This is a genomic window from Sphingomonas phyllosphaerae, from assembly GCF_029623345.1.
GTDB lineage: Bacteria > Pseudomonadota > Alphaproteobacteria > Sphingomonadales > Sphingomonadaceae > Sphingomonas > Sphingomonas phyllosphaerae_C.
In genome coordinates this window covers 22,299-39,068 of sequence record NZ_JAPYKH010000019.1, presented here as the reverse complement: position 1 = coordinate 39,068, position 16,770 = coordinate 22,299, and the positions used below count along the sequence as shown (strand labels likewise).

13 protein-coding genes are annotated in these 16,770 nt (G+C 69.1%); 9 read left to right on the top strand and 4 right to left on the bottom strand.

The features are described 5' to 3' along the window. The first annotated feature begins 185 nt into the window (after positions 1-185). The 3 genes from QBJ89_RS15875 to QBJ89_RS15865 are packed head-to-tail and all read left to right on the top strand — an operon-like array spanning position 186 to position 5,220. Positions 186-2,642, top strand: coding sequence for a TonB-dependent receptor domain-containing protein (locus tag QBJ89_RS15875; RefSeq protein WP_277981452.1), 2,457 nt, complete (start codon positions 186-188; stop codon positions 2,640-2,642). A gap of 55 nt (positions 2,643-2,697) precedes the next feature. After that, complete coding sequence (locus QBJ89_RS15870; RefSeq protein WP_277981451.1) at positions 2,698-4,266, top strand: TonB-dependent receptor plug domain-containing protein; 1,569 nt, start codon at positions 2,698-2,700, stop codon at positions 4,264-4,266. Between the two features lie 12 nt (positions 4,267-4,278). Then, the gene (locus QBJ89_RS15865; RefSeq protein WP_347342836.1) at positions 4,279-5,220 is read left to right on the top strand and encodes a TonB-dependent receptor domain-containing protein; all 942 of its coding nucleotides are present in this window, start codon (positions 4,279-4,281) and stop codon (positions 5,218-5,220) included. 9 nt (positions 5,221-5,229) lie between these two features. Here the strand turns inward: QBJ89_RS15865 and glf are convergent, their stop codons facing one another. Then, the gene (glf, locus tag QBJ89_RS15860) at positions 5,230-7,602 is read right to left on the bottom strand and encodes a UDP-galactopyranose mutase (RefSeq protein WP_277981450.1); all 2,373 of its coding nucleotides are present in this window, start codon (positions 7,600-7,602) and stop codon (positions 5,230-5,232) included. A gap of 178 nt (positions 7,603-7,780) precedes the next feature. Between glf and QBJ89_RS15855 the strand changes: the two genes are divergently transcribed. Beyond that, positions 7,781-9,613: a family 1 glycosylhydrolase gene (locus QBJ89_RS15855; RefSeq protein ID WP_277981449.1), complete on the top strand. Its 1,833-nt coding sequence runs from the start codon at positions 7,781-7,783 to the stop codon at positions 9,611-9,613. A gap of 99 nt (positions 9,614-9,712) precedes the next feature. Next, positions 9,713-10,126 (top strand): VOC family protein, encoded by a 414-nt coding sequence (locus QBJ89_RS15850; RefSeq protein WP_277981448.1) that lies wholly within the window; start codon positions 9,713-9,715, stop codon positions 10,124-10,126. Between the two features lie 33 nt (positions 10,127-10,159). Here QBJ89_RS15850 and QBJ89_RS15845 read toward each other — a convergent pair whose 3' ends face one another. Both QBJ89_RS15845 and QBJ89_RS15840 read right to left on the bottom strand, forming a co-directional pair. Then, positions 10,160-10,753 (bottom strand): cysteine hydrolase family protein, encoded by a 594-nt coding sequence (locus tag QBJ89_RS15845; RefSeq protein ID WP_277981447.1) that lies wholly within the window; start codon positions 10,751-10,753, stop codon positions 10,160-10,162. Continuing rightward, positions 10,746-11,177, bottom strand: a complete 432-nt coding sequence (locus tag QBJ89_RS15840) for a hypothetical protein (protein ID WP_277981446.1) — start codon at positions 11,175-11,177, stop codon at positions 10,746-10,748. The genes QBJ89_RS15845 and QBJ89_RS15840 overlap by 8 nt, the downstream gene beginning before the upstream one ends. Before the next feature lie 270 nt (positions 11,178-11,447). Between QBJ89_RS15840 and QBJ89_RS15835 the strand changes: the two genes are divergently transcribed. After that, positions 11,448-13,421: a glycoside hydrolase family 2 protein gene (locus QBJ89_RS15835; RefSeq protein WP_277981445.1), complete on the top strand. Its 1,974-nt coding sequence runs from the start codon at positions 11,448-11,450 to the stop codon at positions 13,419-13,421. Between the two features lie 202 nt (positions 13,422-13,623). Here QBJ89_RS15835 and QBJ89_RS15830 read toward each other — a convergent pair whose 3' ends face one another. Beyond that, positions 13,624-13,899, bottom strand: a complete 276-nt coding sequence (locus tag QBJ89_RS15830; protein WP_277981444.1) for a hypothetical protein — start codon at positions 13,897-13,899, stop codon at positions 13,624-13,626. A gap of 258 nt (positions 13,900-14,157) precedes the next feature. Here QBJ89_RS15830 and QBJ89_RS15825 point away from each other — a divergent pair, with 258 nt between their 5' ends. From QBJ89_RS15825 to QBJ89_RS15815, 3 genes are read left to right on the top strand one after another with little or no spacing between them, the layout of a single operon-like run. Beyond that, positions 14,158-15,075 carry a hypothetical protein gene (locus tag QBJ89_RS15825; RefSeq protein WP_277981443.1) on the top strand — a complete coding sequence of 306 codons (918 nt, stop codon included), beginning with the start codon at positions 14,158-14,160 and terminating at the stop codon, positions 15,073-15,075. Between the two features lie 11 nt (positions 15,076-15,086). Next, the gene (locus tag QBJ89_RS15820) at positions 15,087-15,557 is read left to right on the top strand and encodes a hypothetical protein (protein WP_277981442.1); all 471 of its coding nucleotides are present in this window, start codon (positions 15,087-15,089) and stop codon (positions 15,555-15,557) included. A gap of 35 nt (positions 15,558-15,592) precedes the next feature. Continuing rightward, positions 15,593-16,729, top strand: a complete 1,137-nt coding sequence (locus QBJ89_RS15815) for a hypothetical protein (RefSeq protein ID WP_277981441.1) — start codon at positions 15,593-15,595, stop codon at positions 16,727-16,729. Positions 16,730-16,770 lie beyond the last annotated feature (41 nt).

The following is a 16,770-nucleotide window of genomic DNA, read 5'->3' as shown; positions in this document are numbered from 1 at the left end:
ACCTCGTAAGTAACAATTAAACGACTGCCAATCAGAAGCTTCACCTTTTGATCTGATCCGGCGCAATCTTCGCTGACGCGGCACCATCAATAATCCCACTTATCATAGGGGCGCCAGATAAAAAGGGGCGCGCCGTGTACATTAAAACCTTGCTTCTATTCACCTGCGTACCGTTGGGAGCCGGCGTGCCGCAGCTCGCCGCCGCGCAGCAGGCGACCGCCGCGGACGATCGGGACGATGCCGCGCCCCACGCCGGCGAGTCGCCGCCGCGTCGCGACGTGGTCGTCACCGCGGTGGCGCGCGGACGCGACCGGCTCGACACCGCGGTCTCGACCAGTCAGCTGCTCGCCAGCGACATCGACAAGATCGCACCGCGTTCGGTCGCCGAGATCTTCCGCAACATTCCCGGCATTCGCTCGGAGAGCTCGGGCGGCGAGGGCAATGCCAATCTGTCGATCCGCGGCCTGCCAATGGCGACCGGCGGCGGCAAGTACCTGCAATTGCAGGAGGACGGCCTGCCGCTTGTGGAATATGGCGACTTGGTCTTCGGCAATGCCGACATCTTCCTGCGCGCCGATCTGGGCGTCGACAGCATCGCCTCGGTGCGCGGCGGCTCGGCCTCGACCTTCGCGTCCAACTCGCCCGGCGGCGTGATCAACCTGATCTCCAAGACCGGCGTTACCGAGGGCGGCGCGGTGCAGCTGCTCACCGGACTCGACTATGGCGAGCATCGCCTCGACCTGGACTATGGCGGGCGGCTCGGCCACGGCTGGCGCTTCCATGTCGGCGGCTTCGTCCGCGAAGGCGAGGGGCCGCGCCGCATCGGCTATGACGGCAACCGCGGCGGCCAGATCAAGCTCAACCTCACCAAGGAGTTCGACGGCGGCTACGTGCGCTTCTACGGAAAGGCGCTCGACGACCGCACCGTGAGCTACATGCCCAACCCGGTGCGCGTGACCGGCAGCGACGCCGACCCGCATTACGTGAGCCTGCCGGGCTTCGACATCGGCCATGACGCGCTCTATTCGCGCTACGCGCTGCGCAACGTCACGCTGGACGGCGCCAACCGCCGCAGCGTCCACGACCTGCGCGACGGCATGCACCCGGTGGTCAACGCGATCGGGCTCGAGGCGCAGGCGACGCTGGCCGGCTGGACAGTGATCGACCGCTTCCGCTTCACCAGCATCACCGGCCGCTTCATCGCCAACTTCCCCGCGGCGATCGACGGCGCGAGCGACATCGCCACCGCGCTCGGCGGTGCCGGCGCGACCCTGCGCTACGCCAGCGGGGCGCAGCCCGGCCAGATCATCGCGCGGCCGGGCCAGCTCGGCGGCGGCAACGGCCTGCTCGTCGAGAACATCGTCTTCGACGCCAAGATAAATAGCTTCGGCAGCCTGTTCAACGATCTGCGCGCCAGCCGCGTCGATCCGATCGGGCGCGGCGAGCTGACCAGCACGCTGGGCTTCTACCGCTCGCGCCAGGACGTCCACACCGATTGGCTGTGGACATCGGACCTGCTCGAGCTGCGCGGTCGCGGCACCGCAGCGATGATCGACCTGTATGACGCGCAGGGCGCGCCGATGACGCAGGACGGCTTCTACGGCTACAGCGCGAGATTCTTCGGTGACTGCTGTCACCGCCGCCATCGCGTCGACTATCACACCAACGCGCCGTTCGGCTCGCTCAACTACAAGCTCGGCCGCGTCTCGATCGGTGGCAGCCTGCGCTACGACTATGGCGACGCCGCCGGGCTGATCTACGGCGCCGACCTGGGCGGCAATCGCCCCAAGCTCATCGCGCGGGACATGAACGGGGACGGCACGATCGCGGCGGCGGAGCAGCGCGTCGCGGCGCTGCCGCTCGGCAGCCCGGCGCCGGTCTTCTACGGCTGGCACTATCTGTCCTACTCGACCGGCATCAACTGGCGTGTCGCCGAGCCCTTCGCGCTGTTCGCGCGCTATAGTCGCGGCGCACGCACCAATTCGGACCGGCTGCTGTTCGGCCCGGGGCTGGACGTCGCCACCGGCGCGCTGACCAACCGCCGCGCCGCGATCGACCGGGTCGAGCAGGTCGAGGGCGGGCTGAAGTACCGCCGCGACGGGGCGCGGCTCGATCTCACCGGCTTCTGGGCGCGCACCGGCGAGCAGAACGCGCAGATCACCACGCCCGGCTCGTTCATCGACCGCGTCTATCTGGCGCACGGCGTCGAGGCGGAGGGTGCGCTCACGAGCAAGGTCTTCAGCCTGACCGCCGGGGCGACCTTCACCGATAGCAGGATCGCGATCGACCAGATCGATCCCAGCACCGTCGGCCATGTGCCGCGGCGCCAGGCACGCTTCATTTTCCAGACCACGCCCGAGCTGACGCTGGGGCCGATCGAGCTCGGCGCCAATGTCGTCGGCACCACGAGCAGCTTCGCGCAGGACGTGAACAAGCTGAAGCTGCCGGGCTTCACCACCGTCAACGCCTTCGCGACCTTTCACCTGACCGAGCGGGTGCAGCTCTCGCTCAACAGCAACAACGCCTTCGACGTGCTCGGCTTCACCGAGTCCGAGAACGCGACGATTCCGGCGAACGGCATCGTCCGCGCCCGCTCAATCAACGGCCGCACCACCTCGCTGGCGCTGCGCCTGCTGCTCTGAGCGCGGCGCGGCTCCCCGAACAACCACGTCACTCTTCTACCACGGACAAAATCTCATGCGATTCAAGACCCTCCTCCTCGCGGCGGCGGCGCCGTTGTCGATCGTCGCGTCGGCGAGTGCGTTCGCCCAGGCCACGACGGATGTGACCGCGCCCATCACCGAGGCGAACGCGCCCGACCAGCGCGCCCAGGTCGGCTCGCCGCACCGCGACGTGGTCGTCACCGCCGTGGCGCGCGGGCGCGACCGGCTCGACGCCGCGGTCTCGACCAGCCAGCTGCTCGCCGACGACATCGACAAGATCGCGCCGCGCTCGCTCGCCGAGGTGTTCCGCAACATTCCCGGCATCCGCTCGGAGAGCTCGAGCGGCGAGGGCGGCGCCAATCTCTCGATCCGCGGCCTGCCGATGGCGACCGGTGGCGGCAAATACCTCCAGCTCCAGGAGGACGGCCTGCCGGTTCTGGAATATGGCGACATCGCCTTCGCCAACGCCGACATGTTCATGCGCGCCGACCTCAACCTCGCCGCGATCGCCTCGATCCGCGGCGGCTCGGCCTCTACCTTCGCGTCCAACTCGCCCGGGGGCGTGATCAACCTGATCTCCAAGACCGGCGAGGCCGAGGGCGGCGCGGTCCAGCTGCTGGAGGGCCTGGACTATGGCGAGCACCGGCTCGACGTGGATTACGGCGGGCGGCTGGGCGACAGCTGGCGCTATCATTTCGGCGGCTTCGTCCGTGTCGGCGAGGGCCCGCGCCGGATCGGCTATGACGGCAACCGCGGCGGCCAGTTCAAGCTGAATCTCACGCGCGAGTTCGCGGGCGGTTATGTCCGGCTGTATGGGAAGGTGCTCGACGACGGCGCGGTCGGCTATGCGCCCAACCCGGTCCGCGTGACCGGCAGCGACGCGTCGCCCCACTACGAGAGCCTGCCCGGCTTCGACATCAAGCATGATGCGCTATTCTCGCGCTACGCGCTGCGCGTGCCCACGCTCGATGGTGACAATCGGTACAGTGTCTATGACGAGCGCCACGGCCGTCGCTCGACGGTCCAGTCGTTCGGCGTCGAGGCGCAGGCGACGCTCGCCGGCTTCAGCGTGATCGACCGCTTTCGCTACAGCCATATCAGCGGGCGGATCGGCGGCGACTTCCCCGAAAGCGTGGGCGCCGCGAGTGAGATCGGCGCTTCCCTGGTCACGTCCGCCAGCACGCTGCGCTATGCCACCGGCCCGAACGCGGGCGTGGCGATCACGGACCCGACCACGCTGGGCGGGGGCAACGGTCTGCTCGCCCGGATGATCGTCTTCAACACCAAGCTCAACGATCTCGGTAACGTCTTCAACGATCTGCGCGGCAGCCGCGTCGACCCGGTCGGCCCCGGCGAACTGACCAGCACGCTGGGCCTCTACAACTCGCGGCAGGATATCCACACCGACTGGCTGTGGGCCTCGCGCGTGATGGAGGTGCGCGGCGGTGGTGATGCGGCGCTGGTCGACGTGCTCGACGCCAGCGGCGTGGCGCAGACGCAGGACGGCGTGTACGGCTATGGCGCCAGCTTCTTCGGCGATTGCTGCCGGCGGCGGCATCGCGTCGACTATCACACTCACGCACCGTTCGGCTCGCTCAACTAAAAGCTCGGCCGGATCTCGATCGGCGCCAGCGTCCGTTACGATCTCGGCAACGCCACGGGTGTGATCGCCGGGTCCGACTTGTATGGCAAGCCGATCCCTCTGACGTCGCGCGATATAAACGGCGACGGCGTGATCTCGCCGGCGGAGGAACGGGTCGCCTACTTCCCCGCCGGCTTCGCCGCGCCGGTGGATTATGACTGGCACTATGTGTCTTATTCGTCGGGCATCAACTTCCGCCTTGCCGAGCCCTCCGCCGTCTTCGCGCGCTATAGCCGCGGCGGCCGTACCAACGCCGACCGGCTGCTGTTCAATCCGGCGAACATGAGCCTGGTGACCGGCCGGCTCACCAAGTCGAACGCCGCCGTCGATCGTGTCGAGCAGGTCGAGGGAGGGCTCAAATTCCGACAGGCCCACACACGGCTCGATCTCACCGGCTTCTGGGCGCGGACGGGCGAGCAGAACGCGGAGAGCACGCATCCCGGCGTGTTCGTCGATCGCGTGTATTGCGCGCACGGTGTCGAGGCCGAGGGTAGCCTTGATCTCGGCGTCTTCCGGCTCTCCGCCGGTGGCACCTACACCGACTCCAAGATCGTCGCCGACCAGATCAAGCCCGCAACCATCGGCAATGTCCCGCGGCGCCAGGCGCGCTTCATCTACCAGGCGACGCCCGAGCTGGCGCTGGGGCCGGTCGAATTGGGCGCCAATGTCGTCGGCACCACCAGCAGCTTCACCGACGACACCAACCAACTCAAGTTGCCCGCCTTCGCCACAGTCGGCGCGTTCGCCACCTGGCACCTGGGCGAGCGGCTGCAGCTGTCGGTCAACAGCAACAACCTGCTCGACCGGCTCGGCTTCACCGAGTCCGAGGACGCGACGACCCCGGCCAACGGCATCGTCCGCGCGCGCGCGATCAACGGACGCACCACCTCGCTGGCGCTGCGCCTGTTGCTCTGATCGCGGCGCTCAGGCTGCCGCGGGGCGGAGCAGCGGCTCCACCCGCGGCACCTCGGGCTCGCGCCAGCGCTCCGCCAGCCGACGATAAGTGGCGAGCGCCTGTCCGACAACCTGATCCATGTTGTAATAGCGATAGGTGGCGAGCCGTCCGACGAAGCTCACGCCCGCCTCGGCGATGGCGAGCGCCTCGTAGCGCTTGAACAGCTCCTGGTTTTCCGCGCGCGGGATCGGATAATAGGGATCACCCGTGGCGCTCGGATATTCGTAGGTGATGCTGGTGTTCGGCGCCTGCTGCCCGGTGAGATGCTTGTACTCGGTCACGCGCGTGTAGGGCACGTCGGGCGAGGGATAGTTCACCACCGCAACCGGCTGGTGCCACTCCTGCGCCAGCGTCTCGTGCTGGAAACGCAGCGAGCGGTAGGGCAGCTTGCCGTAGCGATAGCCGAAATATTCGTCGATCGGACCGGTGAAGACGAGATGGTCGTGCGGATAGGCGTCCCGCGCCTCGTGATAATCGACACCCAGCAGCACGTCGATGTTGGGATGGTCGAGCATCCGCTCGAACATGCGGGTGTAGCCGTCGAGCGGCATCGCCTGGAAGCTGTCGGTGAAATAGCGATCGTCGGTGTTGGTGCGAGTTGGCACGCGCGCGGTGACCGACTTGTCGAGCTCGGACGGGTCGAGCCCCCATTGCTTGCGCGTGTAGCCCTGGAAGAAGGTCTCGTAGAGATCGCGCCCGACGGCGGAGATCACCACGTCGGCTGAGGTGCGCACCACCTCCACCGGCTCGGCGCGGCTGGCGAGGAAAGCGGCCGCCTCCGCCCCCGTCTTGAGCTCGAGCCCGTAGAGCGCATTCAGCGTGGTGCGGTTGATCGGCATCGGCATCAGCGTGCCGCGCACGTCGGCGAGGACGCGATGCTCGTACGGCCGCCAATCGGTAAAGCGCGACAGATAGTCGACGACATCGCCTGAGTTGGTGTGGAAGATATGCGGTCCGTACTGGTGCATCAGCACGCCGCCGGCGTCGAGGTGGTCATAGGCATTGCCGGCGACATGCGGGCGGCGATCGACCACCAGCACGCGCTTGCCCGAGCCGGTGGCGAGCCGCTCCGCCATTACCGCGCCCGCGAAGCCCGCGCCGACCACCATCACGTCGTAGCGCTCGCGTGTCGTCACCGGCCACATCACCGGCGAGACGATCGGCTGGACGTGGCTGCCGCGCGCAATCGCAGTGTCGATCAGCTCGGCCATCTCGCGCTGCACCTGATCCCACGATCCGCTGGCCAGCAGCGCGTCGACCTGCGGCAGCCATCGCTCCGGCGCGCGCGCCAAGTCGAGCGCGGCGTCACACGCCGCCGCGAAGTCCGCCGCCTCGGCCGCGACGAACACGCCGGGCACGTCGCCGTAGCTGCGCACCACGTCCTTCACCGGGGTCGATACGACCGGACGGCCGGCGGCGAGATATTCGGGGGTCTTGGTCGGGCTGATGAAGCGCGTCGCCTCGTTGATCGCGAAGGGCATCAGCGCCACGTCCCAACCGCGCAGATAGTCGGGCAGTTCGGCATAGCCGCGCCCGCCGGGATAATGGAGGTTGGCGCGCCGCGGCAGGTCGTCAGGCGAGATCTTCACCACCGGGCCGAGGATGACGATCTGATAGTCGGGGCGCGCATCGGCAAGCGCGGCGAGCAGGGCGACGTCCATCCGCTCGTCGATGACGCCGTAGAAGCCGAGCCGCGGCGCGGGCAGGTCGCGCTGGTCCGCGGGCGTCGTGCCGGGGGCGCGTGCGGCGGCGAAATGTGCGACGTCGACACTCGACGGGAAGGCGTGCACCGCGTCGTGGCGCTCTCGCTTCGCCTCATAGAGGCTGTGGCCGCCGGTGAAGACCAGATCGGCCTGATCGAGTAGCCGCTGCTCGAGCGGCAGCAGGTCATGCGGCGCGTTCTTGAACTGCGACAGCTCGTCCATACAGTCGTAGACGATGCAGTCGGCGGCGAGATGCTCGGAGATGGGCAGCATCATCGGCGTGTAATACCAGCGCACCACCGGGCCGCGCGGCGCCGCCATCACCGCGTCGAGCAGGCCGCGCAGCGTCGCGCACACCGCGTCGCCGTCGAGCCCGGCGGGGAGATGCGGGGTACACACCGTGACGCCGGTCTCGGCGCAACGGCGCTGCTCGACGCGCGGCGCGGCGTCGCCGGCGGTGACAATCGGCTCCTCCCAGAACAGCACCTGCCGCGCGCGCGCGAAGCGGCTCATCAAATGCTGCGGTCGCTGGAAGACAAAGTCCCACCGCAGGTGGCTGAAGCAGATCAGTGTGCCCTCGTCGTCGCTGGAGGTCGCACGGCTGTCCTGGTGCGGCAGGGGAGACGAGGGCAGGTTCACGGGGGGGCCTCCCGGTAGTTCGGACACATTGGGAAACTCAGCAACATAGCCGCGTGTTCCAACGCAAGTATTTGAATAACTTGGGTTTAGTTTGAGGCAGCGAGCGGGATTCGCCTCGGCGAGGCAACGGCGTGCGGAGCCGAACGTTGACGGTACGATCGGGCAGAGGAGCCGGAGCGTGCGCGAACTCGAGCTATGGGGCGGCCTGGAGTGTACCGTGAATCGTGTCCGCGACCAGTACGTCGATCAATTTGCGCTGCTCGGCCATCGTGACCGTCCCGAGGACATCGACCTGATCGCCGATCTCGGGATCAGTGCGCTCCGCTACCCCATCCATTGGGAGACCGTCGCGCCCGAGCGGCCCGAGACGCGCGACTATGGCTGGTACGACCAGCGGCTGGAGCGGCTGCGCGCCGCCCGCGTCGGCGTGGTCGCTGGGCTGGTCCATCACGGCTCGGGCCCGCACTACACCGACCTGCTCGACGAGCGCTTTCCCGCGCTGCTCGCCGATTACGCGCGCGCCACCGCCGAGCGCTACCCGTGGATCGACGACTGGACCCCGGTCAACGAGCCGCTCACCACCGCGCGCTTTGCCGCGCTGTACGGCCATTGGTACCCGCATTGCCGTGCCGAGCGCGACTTCTGGCGTGCGCTGGTCAACCAGGTCGACGCTACCGTGCGCGCCATGGCGGCGATCCGCTCGGTCAATCCGCGCGCGCGGCTGATCCAGACCGAGGACCTGGGTCGCAGCTTCGGCACCGTCACGACGCGCGACCAGGTGGCGTTCGACAACGTCCGCCGCTGGGCGACATGGGATCTGCTGTGCGGTCGCGTCGTGCCTGATCATCCGCTGCACGCGCGGTTGCGCAACTTCGGTCTCGCGGCGCGGCTCGACGCCCTCGCGGCGGCGCCGTGCCCGCCCGACGTGATCGGGGTGAACCATTATCTCACCAGCGACCGCTTCCTCGATCATCGGGTCGCGCGCTATCCGTCGCACACGCACGGCGGCAACGGTCGTCAGCGCTATGCCGACGTGGAGGCGGTACGCGTGCTCCAGCCCGGTGCGCCGGGGCTGGCGGGCGTGCTGCGCGAGGCCTGGGCGCGCTACCGGCTGCCGCTGGCGGTGACCGAGGTGCACAACGGCTGCACGCGCGAGGAGCAGATGCGGTGGACGGCCGAGGCCTGGGACGGTGCCGTGGCGTTGCGCGCCGAGGGCGTCGACCTGCGCGCGGTGACGTGCTGGTCGCTGCTCGGCAGCCAGGGGTGGAACACGCTGCTGACCGGCGGCGGACTGTACGAGCCCGGCGTCTACGACGTCTCTTCCGGCGTGCCGCGGGCGACCGCGATGGTGCCGCTGTTGCGCGCTTTGGTGTCAGGCGGCGCGCGCGACCCGCTGGTGCACGTGCCCGGTTGGTGGCGCCGGCGGGAACGGCTCGCCTATCCCGCAGTGCCGCGCCCCGCGCCGATGCCGGCGCAGCGGCCGTACCAAGACGTCGCCGGCGTCGCGGTGCCACCGCTGCTGGTGCTCGGCCGCGACGATGCGCTCGCGCCGCATCTCGCCGATGCCTGCGCGCAGCGCGCGATCCCACTGGTCTTCGGCGAGCGCGACGGCGATTCGCCCGAGGCTTGGGCGGTGGTGGACCTCAAGGGCGAGCCGCGCCGGGGCGGCTCGTCGCCGACGCGCCCGCGTCTGCGGATCGAGGCGGGCTGGGGAGACGAACCGCCGCGGCCGTCGCGCCGCGCACCCGCGGCCTTGGTGGTCGTCGCCGATGATCTGTTCGCGCCCGACCGGCCGCCCTCGCCGCGCGCGGCGACGCCCACCTACGCGCCCGATCTGATCCGCGCCGCACTCGATCTGCTGATCGATCGCGCGACCGGCGAGTGGCGGCTGCGCCACGGTCATGCGGGGCAGGAGCCGCCGGCGCGCAACCTGCTGCTGCTGCGCCCGCTCGAGGAAGCGCTGGCCGAACAGGCCTCTGCCGCCGCTGCGCTTCCCGCGTGCGCTGCATGAGCGTCAGTTCGGCCGTGATCGGCTCAGGCGGATCGCCGCGGTCCGACTGATCGTTGGAAGCAGCGGCGGCGCCCGCGCGCCGCGCCACGGGAGACGATGATGCCGCAGCTCAACGGAGTGCTCGAGACCGCGCTCTATGTCGACGACAAGCCGCGCTCGATCGCCTTCTTCCGTGACATCATGGGGCTGGCGATCCTGCGCGACGAGGAGCGGCTCACCGCGTTCGACGCCGGTGGCGGCAGCGTGCTGCTGATCTTCGCGCGTGGGCAGTCGACGGCGGGCGAGGAGACGCCGCAGGGGCATATTCCCGGGCACGACGGTGCCGGTCCGCTCCACATGGCGTTCAAGACCGCGGCGGAGGACTATGACGCCTGGCGCGATCATCTGCGGGCGCACGTCGTGGTCGAGCTCAGCGAGATCCACTGGCCCGCGGGCGGGCGCAGCGTCTATTTCAACGATCCCGACGGCCATGTGCTCGAGATCGCCACGCCCGGGCTGTGGCCGAATTATTGAGCGGGCGATCTTACGGCCGAGGGCGGGGGCAGTTCAGGTGTCGGCCCGCGCCAACCACGTCTGCAGGCGCAGGTCGGCGCTTGCCGCGGTCTCGGCGCACATGCTTTTGCGCATCAGCTCCAACGCCCAGTCGAGATGCTCGGTGCACTCGCTTGCCACCGTGTCCTCGGGCACCCACAGGTCATAATCGCGCATGTGCGCGTCGGCGGCGGTGAACAGTACGCAGATGTCGGCGGCGACCCCGGTCAGGATCAGTCGGCTGACCCCGAGTTGCGGCAGCAGCACCGGCAGGTTGGTCGCGTAGAAGCCGGAGAATTGCGGCTTGACCACGAAATAGTCGCGCTCGCGCGGGCTGAGGGCGTCGATCAGCGCGGCGCCGCGGCTGCCCTGGCGACGGCAATGGTCGACGATGCTCGATCGCTCGGCGCGCCAGCGCCCGAAATTGTCGTTGACGTAGATCACGGGCACGTCGGCCGCGTCGGCACGGTCGCGCAGCGCGCGGATGCGACCCGCCGCCGCGACGGCTGCGGGAGCGAGCTGTTCGCCGCCCTCGAAATCGAGGTCGTTGATCATGTCGATGATCAGCAGCGCGGTGGCGCCGGGCGTCGGCTCGGTGGCGTCAGCCATGCCGCGCGGTCTCGGCCAGTGGCACGGTCGCGGGTGGCGGCGGCGTCATCGCAACGGGCAGCGCGCGAACCGCCGCGACGATCTGAAAGGAGGCGAAGGGCGCAAGCAGGCACGGCCGCGAGGCGAGATGCGGCGGCGGCACCATCCCCGCCTCGCCGATGAGGAGCAGCGGCACGCCGGCGGCCTCGAGCGAGTCGAGCAGCGGCAGCGCGCTGCCGTCGCTCAGCCGCAGGTTGACGATCGCGGCGGCGGGGCGCTCGCGCAGATTGGCGAGCAGCGTAAGCCCTTCCGCCACCGCGCGCACCGGCCCGAGCAGCTGCGCACCCGCATCGTGCAACGCGTGGCGCAGATAGTCGGCGCGGAACGGCTCGGCCTCGGCGAGCAGGAGCAGCGGCCGTGTGGGCAGGGACGCGTCCGGAAACATGCGCGCAACCTGACACGCGCGTCGCGGCTTCGCGTTGATCTGGAGTGATTCCGGTCGATTTAGCTTGGGCCGGCCGGCTCGGTCGCTCCTCGGGAGGTGCGCGACGAAACGGTTTTCGGCGCGGTAGCACTCAATTGCTCGGTCGAGGCGCTCACGCTTTCGGGCGTGAAGGCGTCGTCGGCAATTAATCTGACAATTCTCTTTCCTTTATCGGACTGCCTGTGCCATCCCGCTGGCAAGACGGGCGGAACGCCTCGCAGGGAGAGAGACATGAGCAAGCTGGCCATTATCGTCGCGGCGCTCGCTGGAGCGGCGACCTGCCCGCTCGCGGAAGCGCAGACCGCCCCCGCCACGCCGGCCGGCAAGATCTACACCAGCGATCTCGTCACGCGCTGGGGCCGCGCCGTCACTCCGGACAACGCCTGGCGCAGCTATCCGCGCCCGCAGATGAAGCGGACCAAGTGGCTCAACCTCAACGGCCAGTGGGACTATGCGGTGCGCCCCAAGGCAGCGCCGCAGCCCGCGGCGATGGACGGCAAGATCCTCGTCCCCTTCGCGGTGGAAGCGCGCCTCTCGGGCGTGGCACGTTCGGTCACGCCCGACGATCGGCTGTGGTACAAGCGCAGCTTCGCGGTGCCCGCCGACTGGCAGGGGCAGCGCGTGCTGCTTCACTTTGGCGCGGTCGACTATGAGGCGAGCATCATGGTCAACGGCAGCCTCGTCGGGACGCACCGCGGCGGGTCGGACGCGTTCAGCCTCGACGTCACCGATTATCTGAAGTCCGGCGACAACGAGCTGGTGGTGCAGGTCACCGACCCGACCTCGACGGGCGCGCAGCCGCGTGGCAAGCAGGTGCTCAAGCCCAACAGCATCTGGTACACGCCCGTCACCGGCATCTGGCAGACGGTGTGGCTCGAGCCCGTCCCCGCGCTCCACGTCGAGGACATGAAGATCACGCCGGACATCGACCGCGGCACGCTCTCGGTCGACGTCGCGCTCAACCGCAGCGCCGCCGACGACGACGCGGTGCGGATCACCGCCTCGCAGAAGGGCCGCACGATCGCGACCACATTGGTGCGCGGCAATCGCCCGGCCGCGCTGGCGATTCCCGACGCGCATCTGTGGTCGCCCGACGATCCCTTCCTCTACGACCTCAAGGTCGAGCTGGTGAAGGTGCGCAGCCCCTACACCGGGCCGGACAACAGCCCGCATCGCCAGCGCGGGGACTCGATCCTCACCGCGCAGGAGGCGGCGCTGTATCGCACCGCCGCGGTGCAGGGCGGCGCGAGCGATACGGTCGACGGCTATTTCGCGATGCGCAAGAGCTCGATCGGCGCGGGCAAGGTGCCGGGCCAGCCGGTGATGATGCTCAACAACAAGCCGCTCTTTCAGAACGGCACGCTCGATCAGGGCTGGTGGCCCGACGGGCTGCTCACGCCACCGTCCGAGGAGGCGATCCGCTTCGAGATCGACTATCTCAAGTCCTCCGGCTTCAACATGTTGCGCAAGCACATCAAGGTGGAGCCGGCGCAATATTACTACGAAGCCGATCGGATGGGCATCCTGATCTGGCAGGACATGCCCTCGGGCGAGGAGGACGAGAGCCTCGACCAGTTCGTCCGCCCGTCGTCGCAGGGCGAGGCGCTGATGCCGCAGGAGACCACCAACGAGTTCGAATATGAGCTCACGCGGATGATCAGCGACCTGCGCAACCATCCCTCGATCGTCACCTGGGTCGTCAACAACGAGGGCTGGGGGCAATATGCCTCGACGCGGCTCGCCAAGATGGTCCACGAGCTCGATCCCAGCCGACTGGTCAACAAGGTGTCGGGCTGGCTCGACACCGGCGACGCCGGGTCCGATCTTTACGACATCCACACCTACGAGGACGTGCCCAAGGCACCGACGCATCAGACGCATCGTGCGATCGTGATCGGCGAGTTCGGCGGGATCGGTCTGCCGGTGCCGGGGCATCTCTGGTTCCCGGCGCGTAACAATTGGGGCTATCAGACCGCCAAGGACAAGGCCGACTATCAGGCGCGCTACCAGCGCAAGTACGACGAGGTGATCCGCCAGGCGCGCGAACTAGGGCTGAGCGCGGCGGTCTACACCCAGACCACCGACGTCGAGGGCGAGATCAACGGCCTGCTCACCTACGATCGCGCCGAGAGCAAGCTGCCGCCCGCTACCTTCGCGCGCATCCACGCGCCGCTCCACGCCGCGGAACCGGGGGCGGGGAAATAGTAGCGACCTTCGCACACAGACCCGATGGTAGACCGTGCTCCTGCGCACGCAGGAGTGCAGATCGACGGGCGTCGCGTTCATCTCAGACTGATCGGTCCACGCCGAGCCGCGCTCCCGCGCACGCGGGAGCCAAGAGCGGGAGGCGGTGACGCTTGTCACTCCGGCGTGCGTCGAAGCACGCTGACGGTTCGGACGCGGTGGCTCAGGCTCTAGAGCTCCGCGCCCCCTTGCGCAGCAGCGCGGTCCAGCGACGCCAACCGGTCGGGCGGTGGAAGGTCTCCAGACCGCGGTCGTCGAGCGCGCGGACCAGATCGCGCGTGAGGGAGCGTAGCTGGCGGTCGTTCACCACCAGGCTGACCCGCTCGTAATCCTGGCGCCGCACGTCCTCTGCCGAGCGTGCCAGCTGCAGCGTCACGACGAAGCCGTGGCGCGTGCGGTCGCGCTTCCAGCCGACCAGGATCGCGGGCGCCTCGGTCATTCTCTCACCCCCGGTGCGCGCCCGCATTCGGACGCATCCATGCGCCGAAACGCTGAACCCGGCGACCGGCGGAGGCAAGGTGCCGCCTGCGCTCGATCGGCCCGACTGTGCGGCGATCGATGTAAAATGCGCGGCTCACTCGTTCGACTTCGGTCTTATCCGTCGGCAATGAAGCAACGTCGCTAGCACCTACTTAACCAGATCAGCCGCTGATCGCTCTCACACGCCCGCGTCGGGCGGGACGCGGGAGTAATGGCGATGACGCCGGGACGGTGGACGGCAGGGATGGCGGTGATCGCGGCGGCGTTGTCGCTCGCGGTGCCGTCGTTCGCGGCCACGCCCGCCGGCACGCGCATCGTCAACACTGCGCAGCTGATCGTCGCCGGCGACGCGCCGCGCACGATCAACAGCAACACGGTCTCGGTCGCGATCGACGCGCTGGTCGACGTCGCGCTCGCCGCCGACGTCGCCAGCGTGGCGGTGACCGGCGCCGCGACTCTGCCGATCGCCTTCACCGTCACCAACAGCGGCAACGCGCCGGCGCGTTATGATCTCACCGCCACGGTCGATCTAGGGGCGAGCGTCACCGCGATCGTGCCCGACGTCGACGCGAACGGCCGCTACGATCCCGCGATCGACAAGGGCGATGCGACGGTGACGCTCGCCGCGGGTGCCAGCGCGCGTGTCTTCGTGCTGGTCGCCGGTGCCGCCGAGGGCGCGACCGTCGCCGCCACGGTCGCCGCGCACGCGGGCAGCGGTGCGGCGGGGACGCTGCTTCCCGCCGCCGGCCCCGCCGGTACCGATGCGGTGGTGGGGAGCAATGGCGCGCGCGCCAGCGCGAGCGCCCGGCTCACCGCCGACACCGCCGCGGCGCGGCTCGACAAGGCGCAGTCGGTCGTCGCTCCGGACGGCAGCGCGCGCGCGATCATCGGCTCGGTCGTGACCTACACGTTGGTGGCCCGCTTCGCCCGCGACTGCCCGGCGGTCGAAGTCAGCGATGTCGTGCCCGAGGGCACGCGCTTCGTCGCGGGCAGCATGACGCTCGACGACCGCCCGCTCAGCGACGGGGCCGACGGCGACGTCGCGCGGCTCGACGGCAGCACCGTGCGGGTCGCGCTCGGCGACATGCCCGCCGGCACCACCCGCACCATCCGCTTCAAGGCCATCATCCTGTGAGGAGTCTCCGCATGATCCGTCCGCTCCTGCTGCTCGGTGCGGCGCTCGCCGCGCCCGCCGTCATCGCAGCCCCCGCCGGCCCGCTCCAGGTCACCTCCAAGGTGCTGGTCGAGAGCAAGCAGCGCGCCGCCGACGGCACCACGCGCGTGGCGCTGGTGCCCGCCAAACGGGCCGTGCCCGGCGATCGCGTCGTCTTCGTGCTGGCCTATCGCAACACCGGCACGCAGCCGCTCAGCAACATCGTGTTCGACAATCCGGTGCCCCGCGGGGTCGCCTATCGCGCGCCGCTGCCGGGCTCGAGCGCGCCCGAGCTGTCGGTCGACGGTCGCGCCTATGGCGCGCTCGATCAGCTGACTGTCGCGGCGAACGGCATCCGCCGCGCCGCCGCGGCCGATGACGTCACCCACGTGCGCTGGCGCCTCGCGCGCCCGCTCGCGCCCGGCGCGCAGGGCGAGTTCGCCTTCCAGGCCGCGCTCAAGTGATCCCGACCATCCACGCTTAACAGAAAGGACACAACATGTTCGTGAGAAGGGCCATGGCCGTGCTGCTGGCGGGGACAGCCCTCGCCGGCGTCGCCGGCGCGGCGCAGGCGCAGACCGCGGCGGCGCAGCTGACCACCGCCGGCACGCGGATCGACAACACCGCCTCGGTGACCTACTCGGTCAACGGCACCAACCAGTCGACCACCTCGACCACCGCCAGCTTCGTGGTCGACAAGAAGGTCAACTTCACCGTCGTCACGGCGCAGACCGGGCCGACCCAGGTCAATCTGGGCGATCAGAATGCGGTGACGACCTTCCGCGTCACCAACCTGACCAACGACGTGCAGGACTTCCTGCTCGATCCCGATCAGCAGAACATCTCGCTCGGGCTGTTCCCCGGCAGCGACAATTTCGATCTCACCAGCCTGCGCGCCTATGTCGATTCGAACGGCAACGGCCGCTACGACGCGGGGGTCGACACGCAGACGTGGATCGACGAGCTCGCCCCCGACGCCTCGGTCACCGTCTTCATCGTCGGCAACGTGCCCAACCAGGCCGGGGCGCAATATGCCTATGACTCGCTCCGGGTCGTCGCCGCGGCGGGCGGCCAGTCCGGCACGCAGGGCAGCGCGCTGATCGCGACCGACCTCAACCTCAACGGCGCCGACGGCACCGTCGACATCGTCTTCGCCGACGATGACAGCGACGGCGCGCTGCTCGGCGACATCGCGCGCAACGGTCAGGGCCGCGCCTATTCGGGCTATTTCGTCGCGATCAACAATGTCGCGCTGAGCGTCGCCAAATCGGCGCGCGTGCTGGCGGACGGGCTCGGCTCCGCCAACCCCAAGGCGATCCCCGGCGCCACGGTCGAATATTGCCTGCGGGTCAGCAACGCGACGCTCAACGCCAGCGCCAACGGCGTGACGCTGAACGACGTCGTCCCCGCGCACACCACTTATGTGCCCGGCTCGATCTCGATCGGCACCCCCGGCGCGCTCGGCATCGCCTGCGTCGTCAACGGATCGACCGAGGACGACGACTCGGACGACGCCACCGAGACCGACGGCGTCACCGCCTCGTTCGACGGCGTCGCCAAGAAGGTGATCGCCAACGTCGGTACCGTCAGCGGCGGCGGCGCGGTGGCGGCGTCGTTCAAGGTGACGATCGACTAAGCCCGGTCAGCTCCCGCTCGTCATCCACCCCCGGCGCGCGC